The organism is Chryseomicrobium excrementi (genome assembly GCF_002798305.1).
Lineage (GTDB): Bacteria > Bacillota > Bacilli > Bacillales_A > Planococcaceae > Chryseomicrobium > Chryseomicrobium excrementi.
Genome location: NZ_PCGR01000003.1, coordinates 357,535 through 372,996 on the forward strand (window position 1 = coordinate 357,535; position 15,462 = coordinate 372,996).

Annotated in this window: 21 protein-coding genes, 1 rRNA gene and 1 pseudogene; all 23 read left to right on the forward strand. The window is 45.0% G+C overall.

Annotated features, from left to right (window positions below; all coding sequences use genetic code 11):
- Nucleotides 1–29: 29 nt before the first annotated feature.
- On the forward strand, nt 30–569 hold the full coding sequence (rplF, locus tag CQS04_RS10830; RefSeq protein ID WP_100354148.1) for a 50S ribosomal protein L6: 540 nt from the start codon (nt 30–32) through the stop codon (nt 567–569).
- Between the two features lie 31 nt (nt 570–600).
- Nucleotides 601–960, forward strand: coding sequence for a 50S ribosomal protein L18 (rplR, locus tag CQS04_RS10835; RefSeq protein WP_100354149.1), 360 nt, complete (start codon nt 601–603; stop codon nt 958–960).
- A 21-nt stretch (nt 961–981) separates the two neighbouring features.
- Nucleotides 982–1,482, forward strand: coding sequence for a 30S ribosomal protein S5 (gene rpsE / locus CQS04_RS10840; protein ID WP_100354150.1), 501 nt, complete (start codon nt 982–984; stop codon nt 1,480–1,482).
- A 14-nt stretch (nt 1,483–1,496) separates the two neighbouring features.
- Complete coding sequence (gene rpmD / locus CQS04_RS10845; RefSeq protein WP_094942194.1) at nt 1,497–1,679, forward strand: 50S ribosomal protein L30; 183 nt, start codon at nt 1,497–1,499, stop codon at nt 1,677–1,679.
- 34 nt (nt 1,680–1,713) lie between these two features.
- Entirely contained in the window at nt 1,714–2,154 is a 441-nt protein-coding gene (rplO, locus tag CQS04_RS10850) for a 50S ribosomal protein L15 (protein WP_100354151.1), read from the forward strand.
- On the forward strand, nt 2,154–3,446 hold the full coding sequence (gene secY / locus CQS04_RS10855; RefSeq protein WP_100354152.1) for a preprotein translocase subunit SecY: 1,293 nt from the start codon (nt 2,154–2,156) through the stop codon (nt 3,444–3,446). The genes rplO and secY overlap by 1 nt, the downstream gene beginning before the upstream one ends.
- 63 nt (nt 3,447–3,509) lie before the next feature.
- Nucleotides 3,510–4,163 carry an adenylate kinase gene (locus CQS04_RS10860; protein ID WP_094942191.1) on the forward strand — a complete coding sequence of 218 codons (654 nt, stop codon included), beginning with the start codon at nt 3,510–3,512 and terminating at the stop codon, nt 4,161–4,163.
- A 305-nt stretch (nt 4,164–4,468) separates the two neighbouring features.
- Nucleotides 4,469–4,687, forward strand: coding sequence for a translation initiation factor IF-1 (gene infA, locus CQS04_RS10865; RefSeq protein ID WP_016429904.1), 219 nt, complete (start codon nt 4,469–4,471; stop codon nt 4,685–4,687).
- A gap of 37 nt (nt 4,688–4,724) precedes the next feature.
- The gene (gene rpmJ, locus CQS04_RS10870; RefSeq protein WP_003247619.1) at nt 4,725–4,838 is read left to right on the forward strand and encodes a 50S ribosomal protein L36; all 114 of its coding nucleotides are present in this window, start codon (nt 4,725–4,727) and stop codon (nt 4,836–4,838) included.
- An 18-nt stretch (nt 4,839–4,856) separates the two neighbouring features.
- Nucleotides 4,857–5,222, forward strand: coding sequence for a 30S ribosomal protein S13 (rpsM, locus tag CQS04_RS10875; protein ID WP_094942189.1), 366 nt, complete (start codon nt 4,857–4,859; stop codon nt 5,220–5,222).
- A gap of 25 nt (nt 5,223–5,247) precedes the next feature.
- A complete protein-coding gene (gene rpsK, locus CQS04_RS10880) occupies nt 5,248–5,637 on the forward strand; it encodes a 30S ribosomal protein S11 (protein WP_094942188.1) in 390 nt (129 codons plus the stop codon).
- Nucleotides 5,638–5,740: 103 nt separating this feature from the next.
- Nucleotides 5,741–6,685 (forward strand): DNA-directed RNA polymerase subunit alpha, encoded by a 945-nt coding sequence (locus CQS04_RS10885; RefSeq protein WP_100354153.1) that lies wholly within the window; start codon nt 5,741–5,743, stop codon nt 6,683–6,685.
- A gap of 53 nt (nt 6,686–6,738) precedes the next feature.
- On the forward strand, nt 6,739–7,119 hold the full coding sequence (gene rplQ, locus CQS04_RS10890) for a 50S ribosomal protein L17 (RefSeq protein ID WP_094942187.1): 381 nt from the start codon (nt 6,739–6,741) through the stop codon (nt 7,117–7,119).
- A gap of 314 nt (nt 7,120–7,433) precedes the next feature.
- Complete coding sequence (locus CQS04_RS10895; RefSeq protein WP_100354154.1) at nt 7,434–8,276, forward strand: energy-coupling factor ABC transporter ATP-binding protein; 843 nt, start codon at nt 7,434–7,436, stop codon at nt 8,274–8,276.
- Nucleotides 8,252–9,127 (forward strand): energy-coupling factor ABC transporter ATP-binding protein, encoded by an 876-nt coding sequence (locus CQS04_RS10900; protein WP_100354155.1) that lies wholly within the window; start codon nt 8,252–8,254, stop codon nt 9,125–9,127. The genes CQS04_RS10895 and CQS04_RS10900 overlap by 25 nt, the downstream gene beginning before the upstream one ends.
- Nucleotides 9,127–9,924, forward strand: coding sequence for an energy-coupling factor transporter transmembrane component T family protein (locus tag CQS04_RS10905; RefSeq protein WP_100354156.1), 798 nt, complete (start codon nt 9,127–9,129; stop codon nt 9,922–9,924). Before CQS04_RS10900 ends, CQS04_RS10905 begins: the two co-directional genes overlap by 1 nt.
- Before the next feature lie 12 nt (nt 9,925–9,936).
- Nucleotides 9,937–10,683 (forward strand): tRNA pseudouridine(38-40) synthase TruA, encoded by a 747-nt coding sequence (gene truA / locus CQS04_RS10910; protein WP_100354157.1) that lies wholly within the window; start codon nt 9,937–9,939, stop codon nt 10,681–10,683.
- Nucleotides 10,684–10,847: 164 nt separating this feature from the next.
- Entirely contained in the window at nt 10,848–11,285 is a 438-nt protein-coding gene (rplM, locus tag CQS04_RS10915) for a 50S ribosomal protein L13 (RefSeq protein ID WP_094942182.1), read from the forward strand.
- 22 nt (nt 11,286–11,307) lie between these two features.
- The gene (gene rpsI / locus CQS04_RS10920; RefSeq protein ID WP_094942181.1) at nt 11,308–11,700 is read left to right on the forward strand and encodes a 30S ribosomal protein S9; all 393 of its coding nucleotides are present in this window, start codon (nt 11,308–11,310) and stop codon (nt 11,698–11,700) included.
- A gap of 436 nt (nt 11,701–12,136) precedes the next feature.
- Nucleotides 12,137–12,778: pseudogene (locus CQS04_RS13955) on the forward strand (N-acetylmuramoyl-L-alanine amidase).
- A 20-nt stretch (nt 12,779–12,798) separates the two neighbouring features.
- Nucleotides 12,799–13,848, forward strand: coding sequence for a P-loop NTPase (locus CQS04_RS10935; protein WP_100354160.1), 1,050 nt, complete (start codon nt 12,799–12,801; stop codon nt 13,846–13,848).
- Nucleotides 13,849–14,230: 382 nt separating this feature from the next.
- Entirely contained in the window at nt 14,231–14,902 is a 672-nt protein-coding gene (locus CQS04_RS10940) for a KinB-signaling pathway activation protein (protein WP_094942176.1), read from the forward strand.
- Between the two features lie 488 nt (nt 14,903–15,390).
- Nucleotides 15,391–15,462, forward strand: a 16S ribosomal RNA gene (locus CQS04_RS10945); the annotation flags it as partial.

Consider the following 15,462-nt stretch of genomic DNA (forward strand, 5'->3'; position numbering starts at 1 on the left):
CAGTAACAAATGAATGGAGGTGCAACAGCATGTCTCGCGTAGGTAAAAAAGTTATCGAAGTACCAGCTAACGTTACCTTGACAATTGCAGATGACAATACGGTCACTGTTAAGGGTCCTAAAGGTGAGTTAACTCGTACGTTCAACCAAGATATGAAGATCGAACAAGAAGGTACTACACTTTCTGTAGTTCGTCCATCTGAATCAAAAGAACACCGTACAATCCACGGAACGACTCGTGCGTTACTAGCTAACATGATCACAGGCGTTTCTGAAGGATTCTCACGCGGTTTAGAATTAGTTGGGGTAGGTTACCGTGCACAATTACAAGGGAAGAAACTTGTTCTAAACGTAGGTTACTCTCACCCAGTTGAATTCACACCTGAAGACGGTCTTGAAATCGAAGTTCCTTCAAATACGAAGGTAATCGTTAAAGGGATCAGCAAAGAACGCGTTGGAGCATTAGCTTCAAACATCCGTCAAGTACGTCCTCCAGAGCCTTATAAAGGTAAAGGGATTCGTTATGAAGGCGAAAACGTTCGTCGTAAAGAAGGTAAAACAGGTAAATAATGCTCGTAAGCATTAGAAAGGAGTGACCACTGTGATTACGAAACAAGATAAAAATCAAGTTCGTAAGAAACGTCATGCACGTGTTCGTACAAAAATCACGGGAACTGCTGAGCGTCCACGCTTAAACGTATACCGTTCTAATCAACACATTTATGCACAATTGATTGATGATGCTTCTGGTGTTACACTAGCTAGCGCTTCAACAATGGAAAAAGACTTTGACGGTGCTACAGGTAATGTAGAAGCTGCAGCTAAAGTTGGCGAAGCAATCGCAAAACGCGCTGCAGAGAAGAACGTTACTAATGTTGTATTTGACCGTGGAGGTTACTTATATCATGGACGTGTGAAAGCATTAGCGGATGCTGCACGCGAAAATGGCTTAGAATTTTAAGAAGAAGGAGGGACATACATCATGCGTGCTATTGACCCAAACAAATTTGAATTCGAAGAACGCGTAGTAACTATCAACCGTGTTGCTAAGGTTGTAAAAGGTGGACGTCGTTTCCGCTTTACAGCATTAGTCGTTGTTGGTGACAAAAACGGACATGTTGGATTCGGTACTGGTAAAGCGCAAGAAGTTCCAGATGCGATCCGCAAAGCTGTTGAAGACGCGAAGAAAAACTTAATCGAAGTACCAATGGTAGAAGGAACTACACCTCACCAAGTGCTTGGCCGTTTCGGCGCTGGTTCGATCTTAATCAAACCTGCTGCACCTGGTACAGGAGTAATCGCTGGTGGACCAGTACGTGCTGTACTTGAGTTAGCTGGTATTACGGATATTCTTTCTAAATCACTAGGTTCTAACACACCAATCAACATGGTTCGTGCTACTGTTGAAGGTTTAACACAACTGAAACGTGCTGAGGATGTTGCAAAGCTACGTGGTAAATCTGTGGAAGAACTATTAGGATAAGGGGGGAATTGACAATGGCAAACAAATTAGAAATCACCCTAACTAAAAGTTTGATCGGTTCAAAGCCTAACCAACGTAAAGTTGCGGAAGCACTTGGTCTTCGTAAGATGCACCAAACAGTTGAACACCAAGACAACGCTGCAATTCGTGGTATGATCACGAAAGTAGCACACTTAGTCACAGTTAACGAGAAGTAATTCTCTGATTTTACAATTAAGGAGGTGCCACCAGTTGAAACTACATGAGTTAAAACCAGCTGAAGGTTCACGTAAAGAACGCAACCGCGTAGGTCGTGGTACAGGTTCTGGTAATGGTAAAACTTCGGGTAAAGGTCACAAAGGGCAAAACGCTCGTTCTGGCGGTGGAGTACGCCCAGGATTTGAGGGTGGACAAAACCCATTGTTCCGTCGTTTACCAAAACGTGGATTTACAAACATTAACCGTAAAGAATATGCTGTAGTCAACCTAGATGCGCTTAACCGTTTCGAAGAGGGCACAGAAGTTACACCTGCTCTTCTTATTGAAACAGGTGTAGTGAGCAAAGAAAGATCTGGAATCAAGATCCTTGGTAACGGAACTCTTGACAAAAAGCTTTCTGTTCAAGCTCACAAGTTCTCTGCTTCTGCTAAAGAAGCGATTGAGAATGCCGGCGGATCCGTCGAGGTGATTTAATGTTTCAAACAATCTCTAACTTTATGCGTGTGCGAGATATTAGAAATAAAATTCTATTCACGTTAGCAATGCTTGTCATCTTCCGTCTGGGAACGTTCATTCCAGTACCAAACGTAGATGCAGACGTCCTACGTGCATCAGATGAATTAGGAATCATTGGATTCCTAAACATCTTCGGTGGAGGGGCGTTGGTTAACTTCTCAATCCTTGCGATGGGAATCATGCCATACATCACCGCATCCATCATTGTGCAACTCTTGCAAATGGATGTTGTCCCTAAATTTACTGAGTGGGCAAAACAAGGTGAAGTCGGTCGACGGAAACTTGCGCAATTCACTCGTTATTTCACAATCGTATTAGCGTTCATTCAAGCGATCGCCATGTCTTACGGGTTCAACCGTATGTACGGTGGTCAACTGATTCAAGACGACGGCGTAATGACTTATGTGGTTATTGCTATCGTATTGACTGCAGGTACAGCATTCTTGCTGTGGATTGGTGAGCAAATTACAGCACACGGAGTAGGTAACGGGATTTCCATTATCATCTTCGCAGGTATCGTAGCTGCGATTCCAACAGCAGTGAACCAGATCTACGCAACGCAAATTGAAGGAGCGGGCGATGCCCTATTCATCAATATTGCTATTCTCGCATTAATTTTATTGGCAATTATCGCAGTTACTGTGGGTGTTATTTACATCCAGCAGGCACTACGTAAAATTCCAATTCAATATGCAAAACGTGTTGCAGGCTCCTCTCAAACAGGCGGTCAGCAAACACACTTACCATTAAAAGTTAACGCGGCGGGAGTCATCCCAGTAATTTTCGCCTCTGCGTTTCTAATGGCGCCACAATCATTGACGTTGTTCTTCGGTACCAACTCGGTTACAGAAGCAATGACACGTGTCCTTGATTACACGCAGCCAATCGGTATGGTACTCTTTGTTGCTTTGATCGTTGCCTTCACATACTTCTATGCATTCATTCAGGTGAATCCAGAGAATATGGCAGACAACTTGAAGAAGCAAGGGGCATACATTCCGGGGATTCGTCCAGGAAGCCAGACGCAAGATTACTTAACAACTGTCCTCTACCGCTTAACATTTGTCGGAGCTATTTTCTTAGCAGTGATTTCAATCATGCCATTGTTATTCATTGAATTTGCTGGGTTGCCACAATCTGCGCAAATCGGTGGAACAAGCTTGATCATCGTTGTTGGGGTAGCACTAGAGACAATGAAACAGCTAGAGTCACAGCTTGTGAAGCGTCACTATAAAGGGTTTATGAAGTAAGAGGTTGAAAAGGGAACATCTCGTTCCTCTTTCGACCTATTGATAAGAGGGAGGAAAAAACGTATGAATATCGTTTTAATGGGTTTGCCAGGTGCCGGAAAAGGTACGCAAGCAGATAAAATTGTTGAGAAGTACGAAATCCCTCATATTTCTACAGGCGATATGTTCCGTGCGGCGATCAAAAACCAAACGGCACTAGGTCTTGAAGCAAAATCGTTTATGGATCAAGGTGCATTAGTACCTGATGAAGTAACGATTGGTATTGTTCGTGAACGTTTAAGCCAAGCAGACTGTGAGAAAGGCTTCTTATTAGATGGCTTCCCTCGCACAGTACCTCAAGCAGAAGCTTTGGATGCAACACTTGCGGATATGGGGAAATCTGTAGAGCATGTGATCAATATCCAAGTGGAGCAAGAGGAATTGATTAAACGTTTAACCGGTCGTCGCATCTGTAAAGAATGCGGTACGGCCTATCACTTAGTGTTCAACCCTCCACAAGAGGAAGGCAAATGTGATAAAGACGGTGGCGAATTGTATCAACGTGCGGATGATAATCCAGAAACGGTATCAAACCGTCTGGAAGTAAATATGAAGCAAACACAGCCCCTACTCGACTTTTATGGCGATAAAGGCGTGTTGACAAATATTGATGGTCAGCAACATATCACGAAAGTATTTGCTGATATCGATGCTCTATTAACAAACCACCGCAAGTAACCCCGGTTCTTGTCTTCGGACGTCCGGGTGGTATGCAACAAGAAACATGTTTTTCTCGAGAGCTGCAAAAGCATATTGCGCCCGGTATACGAACGGATGATAGGTTAGTGTACAACTGCCTATTGGAAGGGGTATAATGGGTTTCGTGGAAGCATCGATTGCTTTATGCGAAGCCTTACGAGTGTCTTTCGAACATCTCTCATGCTTTCCAGACATATGCTCTCAGCAGACGATCGTACCTGTATGAAGCAACAGAACAGCGAATGGGCTTCGGCTTGATTTGTATAAGAAGGGAGACTGGGTTGATGGCGAAAGATGATGTAATTGAAGTCGAAGGAACAGTGGTTGAGACTTTGCCAAATGCTATGTTCAAGGTAGAACTTGAGAATGGTCATACTATTTTGGCGCACGTTTCTGGCAAGATCCGGATGCACTTTATTCGTATTCTTCCTGGAGACAAAGTCACAATTGAACTATCTCCTTATGATTTAACTCGCGGTCGTATTACGTACCGTTTTAAATAATCTTTTGCACTCCGGACTATTAAGGAGGTTAGGTTAGATGAAAGTGAGACCATCTGTAAAACCGATCTGCGAAAAATGTAAGGTTATTCGCCGACGCGGTAAAGTTATGGTAATCTGTGAAAACCCTAAACACAAACAAAGACAAGGTTAATTTGAAGGAGGTGCACTCATGGCACGTATTGCTGGTGTTGATATTCCTCGCGATAAGCGCGTTGTAATTTCATTAACATACATTTATGGTATTGGTAAAAACACAGCTCAGAAAGTTTTAGAAGCTGCTGGCGTATCTCAAGATACACGCGTACGCGACTTAACTGAAGATGAGCTAAACAAAATTCGTGAAGCAGTCGGTGCGTTTAAAGTAGAAGGAGATCTTCGTCGTGAAATCTCTCTAAACATCAAACGTCTAATGGAAATCGGATCATTCCGTGGTATCCGTCACCGTCGTGGTCTACCAGTTCGTGGACAAAATACGAAGAACAATGCGCGTACGCGTAAAGGTCCTCGTAAAACTGTAGCGAACAAGAAAAAATAATCGGTAAAGGAGGTTTTTCTTCAACATGGCACGTAAACAACAAACTCGTAAACGTCGTGTGAAAAAGAATATCGAATCTGGTATCGCTCACATCCGTTCTACATTCAACAATACAATCGTTACGATTACTGACATGCAAGGAAATGCCCTTTCATGGTCAAGCGCTGGAGCATTAGGATTCCGTGGATCACGTAAATCTACTCCATTCGCTGCACAAATGGCTGCTGAAACAGCTGCAAAGGGTTCTATGGAACACGGTTTAAAAACGTTAGAAGTAACAGTAAAAGGTCCTGGTGCTGGTCGTGAAGCGGCTATCCGTGCACTTCAAGCTGCAGGTCTAGATGTAACTGCTATTAAAGACGTAACTCCAGTTCCACATAACGGTTGCCGTCCACCAAAACGCCGTCGCGTGTAATAGGTGAAACTGCATCATTTATTGGACTGATGAAAATCAGCAACGATCGAATTCATGATGGCAAGTCCTATACATTCGATGTTTTGAGGGAGGGTAAAGTAGTATGCTGGAAATCGAAAAACCAAAGATTGAAACGATAGAAATCAGCGAAGATGCGAAATATGGCAAATTTGTTGTTGAGCCGCTAGAACGTGGGTATGGAAATACTTTGGGGAATTCACTACGCCGCATTCTTCTGTCTTCTTTACCAGGAGCTGCAGTGACATCTATTCAAATTGACGGTGTACTTCACGAGTTCTCAACTATTGAGGGCGTTGTTGAAGACGTAGCATCGGTCATTATGAACGTGAAGAAACTTGCACTTAAAATCTATTCCGATGAAGAAAAAGTCATCGAAATCGATGTAAAAGGTGAAGGAACAGTGACTGCTGCAGACATTACTCATGACAGCGATGTTGAAATTTTGAACCCTGAACTCTATATCGCAACAATCGGCAAAAACGGACACCTTCGTATGCGTTTATACGCTAACCGAGGCCGTGGCTATACTCCTGCTGATCAAAACAAACGTGAGGATCTTCCTATCGGCGTAATCCCGATCGACTCTATTTATACTCCAGTTTCACGCGTTAATTTTCAAGTGGAAAATACTCGTGTTGGTCAATCGACTAACTTCGACAAATTATCGCTTGATGTGTGGACAGATGGCAGCACCGGTCCAAAAGAGGCGATTTCGCTTGGAGCTAAAATCTTAACGGAGCACTTGAACATCTTTGTTGGCATGACGGATGAGGCAAAAACTGCTGAAATCATGGTCGAAAAAGAAGAAGATCAAAAAGAAAAAGTCTTGGAAATGACAATTGAAGAGCTTGATCTTTCTGTTCGTTCTTACAACTGCTTGAAGCGTGCTGGAATCAATACGGTTCTAGAACTTGCTAACAAGTCAGAAGACGACATGATGAAAGTTCGTAACCTTGGACGCAAGTCACTTGAAGAAGTAAAAGCGAAGTTAGATGAGCTTGGCTTAGGATTACGTAAAGAAGACTAAGCGCTAAATTTGATTCAGCTAGATAATTATTGAACTAAAGGAGGGAAACATCCATGGGTTACCGCAAACTTGGACGTACAAGTTCTCAGCGTAAAGCAATGTTACGTGACTTAACTACGGACCTAATTATCAACGAGCGTATTCAGACAACTGAAGCACGTGCGAAGGAATTACGTTCTGTAGTTGAAAAAATGATCACACTAGGAAAGCGTGGCGATCTTCATGCTCGCCGTCAAGCTGCTGCTTACATTCGCAATGAAACAGCTGTGAAAACAGATGAAGAAGGCAATGAAACATCAGTATACGCTTTATCTAAACTATTTGATGATGTAGCACCACGCTACGCAGATCGTCAAGGTGGTTACACTCGTATCATGAAAGTTGGTCCACGTCGTGGAGACGGCGCACCAGTAGTAGTGATCGAATTAGTGTAAGACAAACGAGAGAGGGTTTAGGGTTCACCCAGACTCTCTCTTTTTCAAACGATTTATACGACAATTAAAAAGGCTGAGCGTTATGATGAGCGGACCTTCTAGGTGGCGTCTCGTCTAGCTCTACGCACCTCATCAAGCAGGCATGCCTTGAGCAAGCAGCCTGCACAACCCTGAAGAGCGCACTGATGAGGTGCGCGCTTTTTTATTACCCAAAAAACCGACTGTTTCGGAAAGAATGCATAGCCGTGCATTGCTTCGGGCACAGTAAAAAGCCTAGATGAGAGAAGATGAGACAGCTAGAGGAGGAGTCATTCATGACAACCGTTGTTCGTTTACAGGATGTGTCGTTCACGTATCCTTCAGAAGAACCTATCAAACCCGCTGTGTCCCACGTATCCTACTCCGTCAATCAAGGAGAATGGATTGCGATTGTCGGACATAATGGTTCAGGTAAATCTACTATGGCCAAGCTGATCAATGGCTTGCTCTTCCCAAGTGAGGGAAGCGTTGAGTTGTTTGGACACCGTTTGACAGAAGAGACGTTATGGGAGAGCCGTTCCCAGCTAGGGATGGTCTTTCAAAACCCAGACAATCAGTTTGTAGGAGCTACAGTACAAGACGATGTGGCATTCGCTTTAGAAAATAATGGGATTCCATACGAAGATATGGTCCAGCGTGTTCATTCAGCCCTGCAACAGGTCCAGATGTCGGAATTCGTTAATCAGGAGCCCCATCACCTATCAGGTGGCCAGAAACAGCGTGTGGCCATTGCAGGCGCTATAGCGATGCAACCAAAATTATTGATTTTAGATGAGGCCACTTCGATGTTGGATCCTCAAGGGCGCCGAGAGGTCATTCAGACCCTTCAGACGCTCCGTGAGACGTCTGATGTAACCGTCCTGTCTATTACACATGACTTGGAAGAAGCGATGCTTGCAGACCGTGTCATTGTAATGAACGGCGGAGAGAAGTTTTTAGAAGGAAGTCCGCAAGACGTGTTTGCTAACCGCGAGCAGATTACGGGACTTGGACTTGACCTTCCATTTGCAGCGAATGTTGCGGCGCTGCTCCGTGCACGCGGGCTAGATGTGCCGTCAACGATTATGTCAGAGCAAGAATTGGTGGATGCCTTATGGACATTAAACTCCAACAAGTAAGCTATGCCTACGCGGCAGGTACGCCATTTGAGAAACGCGCTTTGTATGATGTGGACTTGACGATTCCGTCAGGCAGCTACCAGGCCATCATCGGGCACACTGGCTCTGGGAAATCGACCATCCTGCAACATTTGAATGCGATTCTGAAGCCAACGTCTGGGACCGTGCAGATCGGTGATAAACGCATTGATGCCGGTCAGAAGCCGAAAGAGTTAAAATCGGTCCGTCAACGTGTCGGCATTGTGTTTCAGTTCCCTGAGCACCAGTTGTTCGAGGAGACTGTGGAAAAAGACATCATGTTTGGTCCAATGAACTTTGGTGTCCCAGAAGAAGAAGCACTTCGACGTGCGCATGAACTGGTCGGTCTTCTTGGATTGCCACAACAAGTACTGGAGAAATCTCCGTTTGACTTGTCTGGTGGCCAGATGCGCCGAGTAGCAATTGCCGGAGTTCTTGCTATGGACCCTGAGGTGCTCGTCCTTGATGAGCCGACAGCTGGACTGGATCCACGAGGTCGTAAAGAGATCATGAACTTGTTCGCCCGTCTTCACCGTGAAAAAGGGCTGACGACCGTTCTCGTGACGCACAGTATGGAAGATGCGGGGCGATATGCAGACCGGATTGCCATCATGCACAGCGGGAAATGTGTCGTCGAAGGGACCCCACAAGAAGTGTTCGCACAGACCGAACTTCTAGAAGATTTCCGTTTGGAGCTTCCTCAGTCTGTGAAGCTGCAGCGCACAATTGAAGAGATGACCGGGCATGAGTTCCCGACACTCTATCTGACGGAAGAAGAGCTTGCTGAAGCACTAGCTAGCTACTGGACGCCGAATGGGGAGGGGATGAACTGATGCTTGAGAAAATGATTTTTGGTCGTTACATCCCGGGAGACTCGATTGTTCACCGAATTGACGCGCGAGCGAAACTCGTCTTCGTGTTCTTGTTCATCGCCATTGTGTTCTTAGCGAACAACTGGATCACCTATGGCTTGTTGATTGCGTTCACGTTAACAATCGTCGCAGTATCCGGAATTCGCTTTTACTTTATCGTCAGTGGTCTGAAGCCTGTGTTGTTCTTACTGGTCTTTACCTTCTTGTTGCACACGTTCTTCACCAAAGAAGGAACGGTGCTGCTCGATTTAGGATTCACAGAAATCTACACAGGCGGTGTAATTCAAGGTATTTTCATTGCAATCCGGTTCTTCGTACTGGTTGTGATGACGACAATTTTGACACTTACGACGACACCGATCTCGATTACAGATGCACTTGAACTGTTGTTGAATCCTTTAAAGAAAATCAAGCTACCGGTACATGAACTTGCTTTAATGATGTCGATTTCGCTTCGCTTCATTCCAACGCTTATGGACGAGACGGACAAAATCATGAAAGCCCAGATGGCGAGAGGGTCGGATATGACGACAGGGCCATTCAAAGAGCGAATGAAAGCTGTTGTTCCTTTGTTGATTCCTCTATTTGTCAGCGCGTTCAAGCGTGCAGAAGACCTTGCTACTGCAATGGAAGTTCGAGGTTATAAAGGTGGCGAGGGACGCACGCGCTACCGTCAACTGGACTGGAACCTTCGCGACACGGTAGCGATTCTCTTACTGGTCGTATTTGCAGTCGGGCTTTTCTTATTAAGGTCGTAGGGGGAGAGGACCATGCGTTTACGAGCTATCATCAGCTATGACGGAAGCGGCTTCTCGGGCTATCAGGTTCAACCGAATGGCCGCACCGTTCAAGAGGAGATCGAAACCGTCTTGACGAAGATGCACCAAGGTGTGAAGACGCGTATCACAGCAAGTGGACGTACAGACACCGGAGTGCATGCGACAGGCCAGGTCATCCATTTTGATAGTCGACTGTCGATTCCACCAATGGGGTGGGTAAAGGGTCTCAATGCCCAGCTACCAGATGACATTCGAATTTTACAAGTGGAACAGGTGGCTGACGACTTTCATGCGCGCTTTGACGTAAAATGGAAGACCTATCGCTACAAATGGACGCTTGAGGACATCCCTATGCCGTTTGAGCGTCATATGGTGTCTTATGTACAAGGAAAGCGTCCGGAGCTGTCACGGATGCAGGAAGCGGCTAATCACCTTATCGGAGAACATGACTTCCGAAGTTTCAGTGCTGCGAACACAAGTATCCAAGATTTTGTGCGAAGTATTTACGAAGCGCGTCTGGAGCAGCAGGATCACCAGCTCCACCTAGTGATCACCGGAAACGGCTTTTTGTACAATATGGTGCGAATTATTGCGGGAACTTTGTGGGAAATCGGCATCGGCAAACGCGAGCCTTCGGAGATGGTCGAAATCATCGCGGCCATGGACCGCAGTAAGGCTGGCAAAACCGCGCCACCGCAGGGCTTGTATCTCGAAAAAGTTGGCTATGAAACTTTATAGCAACTTTTCCAGGTGTTTTTTGAAAATCGCTTGACATCAGGCCGTATCTGTTATACGATGATGTATGGTATTTTCAAACCCCACAAATAAGCCCCGAAACTTAATTGTTAGGTTAAATAGAAAATTCAAGAACGAATCAGATCGTTATTAGGAGGACAATATACATGCGTACAACATTCATGGCTAAAGGTCACGAAGTAGAGCGTAAGTGGTTAGTTGTTGACGCGGAAGGCCAAACTCTTGGTCGTCTAGCTTCAGAAGTAGCATCTATCTTACGTGGTAAAAACAAACCAACATTCACACCAAACGTTGACACAGGTGATCACGTAATCATCATCAACGCTGACAAAATCGAATTAACAGGTAACAAGTTGCAAGACAAAATCTACTACCGTCACACTCAATTCGCTGGTGGATTAAAGCAACGTACAGCTCTTGAAATGCGTACTAAGTACCCAACTCAAATGCTAGAACTAGCAATCAAAGGCATGCTTCCTAAAAACTCTTTAGGTCGTCAAATGTTCCGTAAGCTTCACGTTTATGCTGGAGCAGAACACCAACATGCAGCACAACAACCAGAAGCATACGAGCTTCGCGGATAATCATTAAGAGGAGGACATACCCTTGGCACAAGTTCAATATATCGGCACAGGCCGTCGTAAAAGCTCAGTTGCACGCGTACGTTTAGTACCGGGCGAAGGTAAAATCATCATCAACAAACGTGAAGTAGCGGACTACGTTCCATACGAAACGCTTGAGCAAATTATCAAACAACCACTTGTAACTACTGAAACTCTTGGTAGCTACGATGTACACGTAAACGTAAACGGTGGAGGATTCACTGGTCAAGCTGGTGCTATCCGTCACGGTATCGCACGTGCTCTACTTACTGTAGACCCAGACTTCCGCGGGAAATTAAAATCTGCTGGATTCTTAACACGTGACCCACGTATGAAAGAGCGTAAAAAGCCAGGTCTTAAAGGCGCTCGTCGTGCACCTCAGTTCTCAAAACGTTAATTGCTGGAACACGATACAAAACCCATTCTCGCTTCGGCGAGGGTGGGTTTTTTTGTTGGGTGAAGATCTTACTAGGAAGGGCTTGGGTTGCTGGGGGTGGGGGCGTGGATAGTTTCCCTAAAGCGAGGAATGTAAGAGTGGGGAGAGCTAACGTAAGGGTGGAGCCTGCTAACGTCACAATCAGAGCAGTTACTGTAGTAATCACTCAACTAAAGTATTCCGTCATGACTCAATTCACATCCTAAAATTCAGTCCCCCCGTAGTCCCCCAACACATACCCAAAACCTCCCCCGCATACACTGCATCAAAAAGGAGTCGAGGTATGAAAAAGAGATAGTTGCTGCTGGGCGTCATCATCGTTACCGGAATCTGGACATGGTCTCAGCAAGCGAATGGGATGATGGGGAGATTCGGACCGGACGCACTTGAGGGGAAAATGATTGTTCTAGATCCAGGGCGTGGGGGAGTAGACGGGGGAGCCAGTCATGGAGAAGTGATTGAGAGCACGATCACGCTGCAACTCGTCCAAGAAGTGAAGCGGCAACTCGAGAAACGCGGAGCGTCCGTCATCCTCACTCGTTCGACTGAAGCGGATGCTATAGAAGAAGCACAACCAGATGGAGAGTACCCAACAGTCCGAGCGCGCAAACGAGCCGATCTCCTATACCGTGAATAGAAAATGAATGAAGCAAAAGCCGATGCGATCCTCAGTGTCCAGGTGAACGCCGTCCCACAATCTAAATGGCGAGGTGCCCAAGTGTTTTTCCATGAAGAAGGCACCGTCAATGGTCAACCTCTCGCAAAAGCCATCCAACAAAGCCTCCGAGATACACTTCAAAATACAGAACATGAAGCCATGGTGATTCGTCAAATCTATTTACTCAAAAAAGCGAATGCTCCAGCGGTCCTTGTCGAAACGGGTATTATTAGCAACGATGAAGAACGAGAATTGCTCCAATCGAAGGAATATCAACAGCAAATTGCACAAGGTATTGTAGAAGGACTCGAACAGTTTTTTCAGTCGCAAGCACAACCATCCCCTACGCAACAGGGGTATGCTATACTAGTAGACGACTAGGACAAAAAGGAGTTTTGAGCATGCTAAACGAACAAGAGGTACGGGCTCTTCTTGGGAAACTCGAAGATCCGTTTCTACATAAAACACTCGAAGAAACAAACGGCATTCTTTCCGTCAAAATCAAAGAAGAAAAGAACTATGTAAGTGTCAAAGTAGCTATCGCAAAAACCAATACAGCAGAGCAAATGCAGCTTCAGACAAAAGTCGTCGATACATTGAAAAGTGCCGGCGTCGCAACTGTAGGGATTCGTTTTGAAGAATTACCAAAAGAAGCGTTAGAACAGTTCCGTGGACAACTCGGTGCAGCGGCTGAGAGCTTGACGTCTCCAGCAACTAGCGTGAAGATCATCTCGATCGCATCTGGTAAAGGTGGCGTAGGGAAATCTACAGTATCTGTGAACTTGGCAGTCGCGCTTGCGCGTCTTGGTAAAAAAGTGGGTCTGGTCGACGCAGATATCTATGGATTCAGCGTACCGGACATGATGGGGATTCGAGAAAATCCTCAAATCAAAGAAGACCGCATCATTCCAGTAGAGCGTAAAGGCGTCAAAGTCATCTCGATGGGCTTCTTCGTAGAGAACAACGCTCCAGTTGTATGGCGTGGACCAATGCTTGGTAAAGTATTGGATCAATTCTTTAAAGATGTAGAGTGGGGCGAGCTAGACTTCTTGCTACTCGACTTACCACCAGGTACAGGAGATGTGGCACTAGACATTCACCAGATGCTTCCGGCTTCTAAAGAAATCGTTGTAACAACACCACACCCAACGGCAGCATTTGTAGCGGCACGTGCAGGGGCAATGGCTCTTCAGACGGACCACGCAGTACTTGGAGTTATCGAGAACATGTCTTGGTATGAGTCAAAGTCTACAGGTGAGCGTGAAATGGTATTTGGTAAAGGTGGCGGACCGAAACTTGCTGATGAGCTTCGTACCGTGCTACTCGGACAGATTCCACTTGGCCAACCGGACTGGGACAACGAAGATTTTGCACCATCTGTATATGAAGAATCGCACCCAACAGGAAAACTGTATAACGAAATCGCGCAACAAGTGATTGACCGCGCGTAGATAGAACAAAGCCGTATTCTCACATCGCGTGAAAATACGGCTTCTTTAGATTGTTTTACTACATCTTGCTCTAGCACTAACATTTTCTGAAATGTCGGATCACCAAGAGTATCGCGAAGGGCTTTCTTTCCTTCCTCGGTTTGCAACGCATCAACGACCATTTTCTTTGTCTCCTCATAGCTCGTTTTGTCGTTATCTGGAGAACAGGCAGAGAGAAGCAGCATACAGCTTAAGACTACTATGTAGCGCATTATCGTCACCCCTTTTTCAATTAGTGTTCACAATTGCTAGGGAAATATACTAGGATGAAGAGCTTTCATAGATTTTTATCTAAAAAATTTGATACAATCGTTAAGAACTAGAAAGAGATGGAGGACTTTTCGTGACAATACGAAATTGGTTTAAATTTTTTGTACGCGCGATGCTCATCGGTGGATTAATCACAGGTGTGCTCGGCTTATTCATACGATGGGACGATGCTTTCGCTAGCTATTTCCAAGCAGGGCAGTGGGGAGAGTTCTTTGCAGCTTTCGCATTTATGATGGTAATGGGCTTCACTGTAAGCGTCATTGCTCAGATGGGATTCTTCGCTTATCTTACGATTCACCAGATGGGGGTCAACATTTTCCGTAGTCTGACATTATGGAATTGGGTGCAGATCTTATTAATTATTATCGTTATCGCAGATTTGATTATTTTCCGTTTCCGTCCAGGTAGCGCATCGACATCCCAACTACTACTGTATTTAGGATTACTGGCTGTTCTTATTGGAACATCGGTAACAGTAGCCATCATCAAAGCGAGACTAACTAAGAAACATGCATTGATTTCTGCTTTATTTTTTATGATCGTTGTATCAACGCTTGAATGGTTGCCTGTGCTTATGGTGCGAGCTGAGAATGTAGACAGCTGGGTTACATTACTACTGTTCCCCATACTCGCGGTGAATGCATTCCAACTTCTAGCATTACCAAAGTACAATAAACAATCCGAGATCGACCTAGCGAAACGTGAAGAACGACGCAAGGCTCGGAAGCAGCAAGCCGCTCAATAATGAGCGGTTTTCTTATTTTCATATAACGGTTGATTCTAAGCTTTTATAAGTTTTGATAGTTTAGAGATTTAACGGACGAGGTGTAAAGACATTTCTCTTGCCGGATATGTTGTGTTGAATAAACAAATGCATCACATCATCTTGTAAATGAATAGAAAAACGAAAAAACTTTAGGAAAAGTTATGAAAAACCGTTGACGATATGTTTAAAACGATGCTAAGATACAGAGGTCGCCAAAACGAGACGAAACAAATAGTTGACAACACATTGAATGTTTTGTTACTATATGAAAGTTGTCTCAAGACGACATATGAACATTGAAAACTGAACATGCAAGACGTCAAGATAGAGCGTCACCACCCCGACCCCCGTTGGGTGTGCGTGACGCAAACAGAACCAAGTCACTTCCTATAACGGGATGTGACGGACGTTCAAAAATGGACATCATTATGATGCCAGCAACAAAATGAGCTTATATTAAGTTCTCTTTTATGGAGAGTTTGATCCTGGCTCAGGACGAACGCTGGCGGCGTGCCTAATACATGCAAGTCGAGCGGATG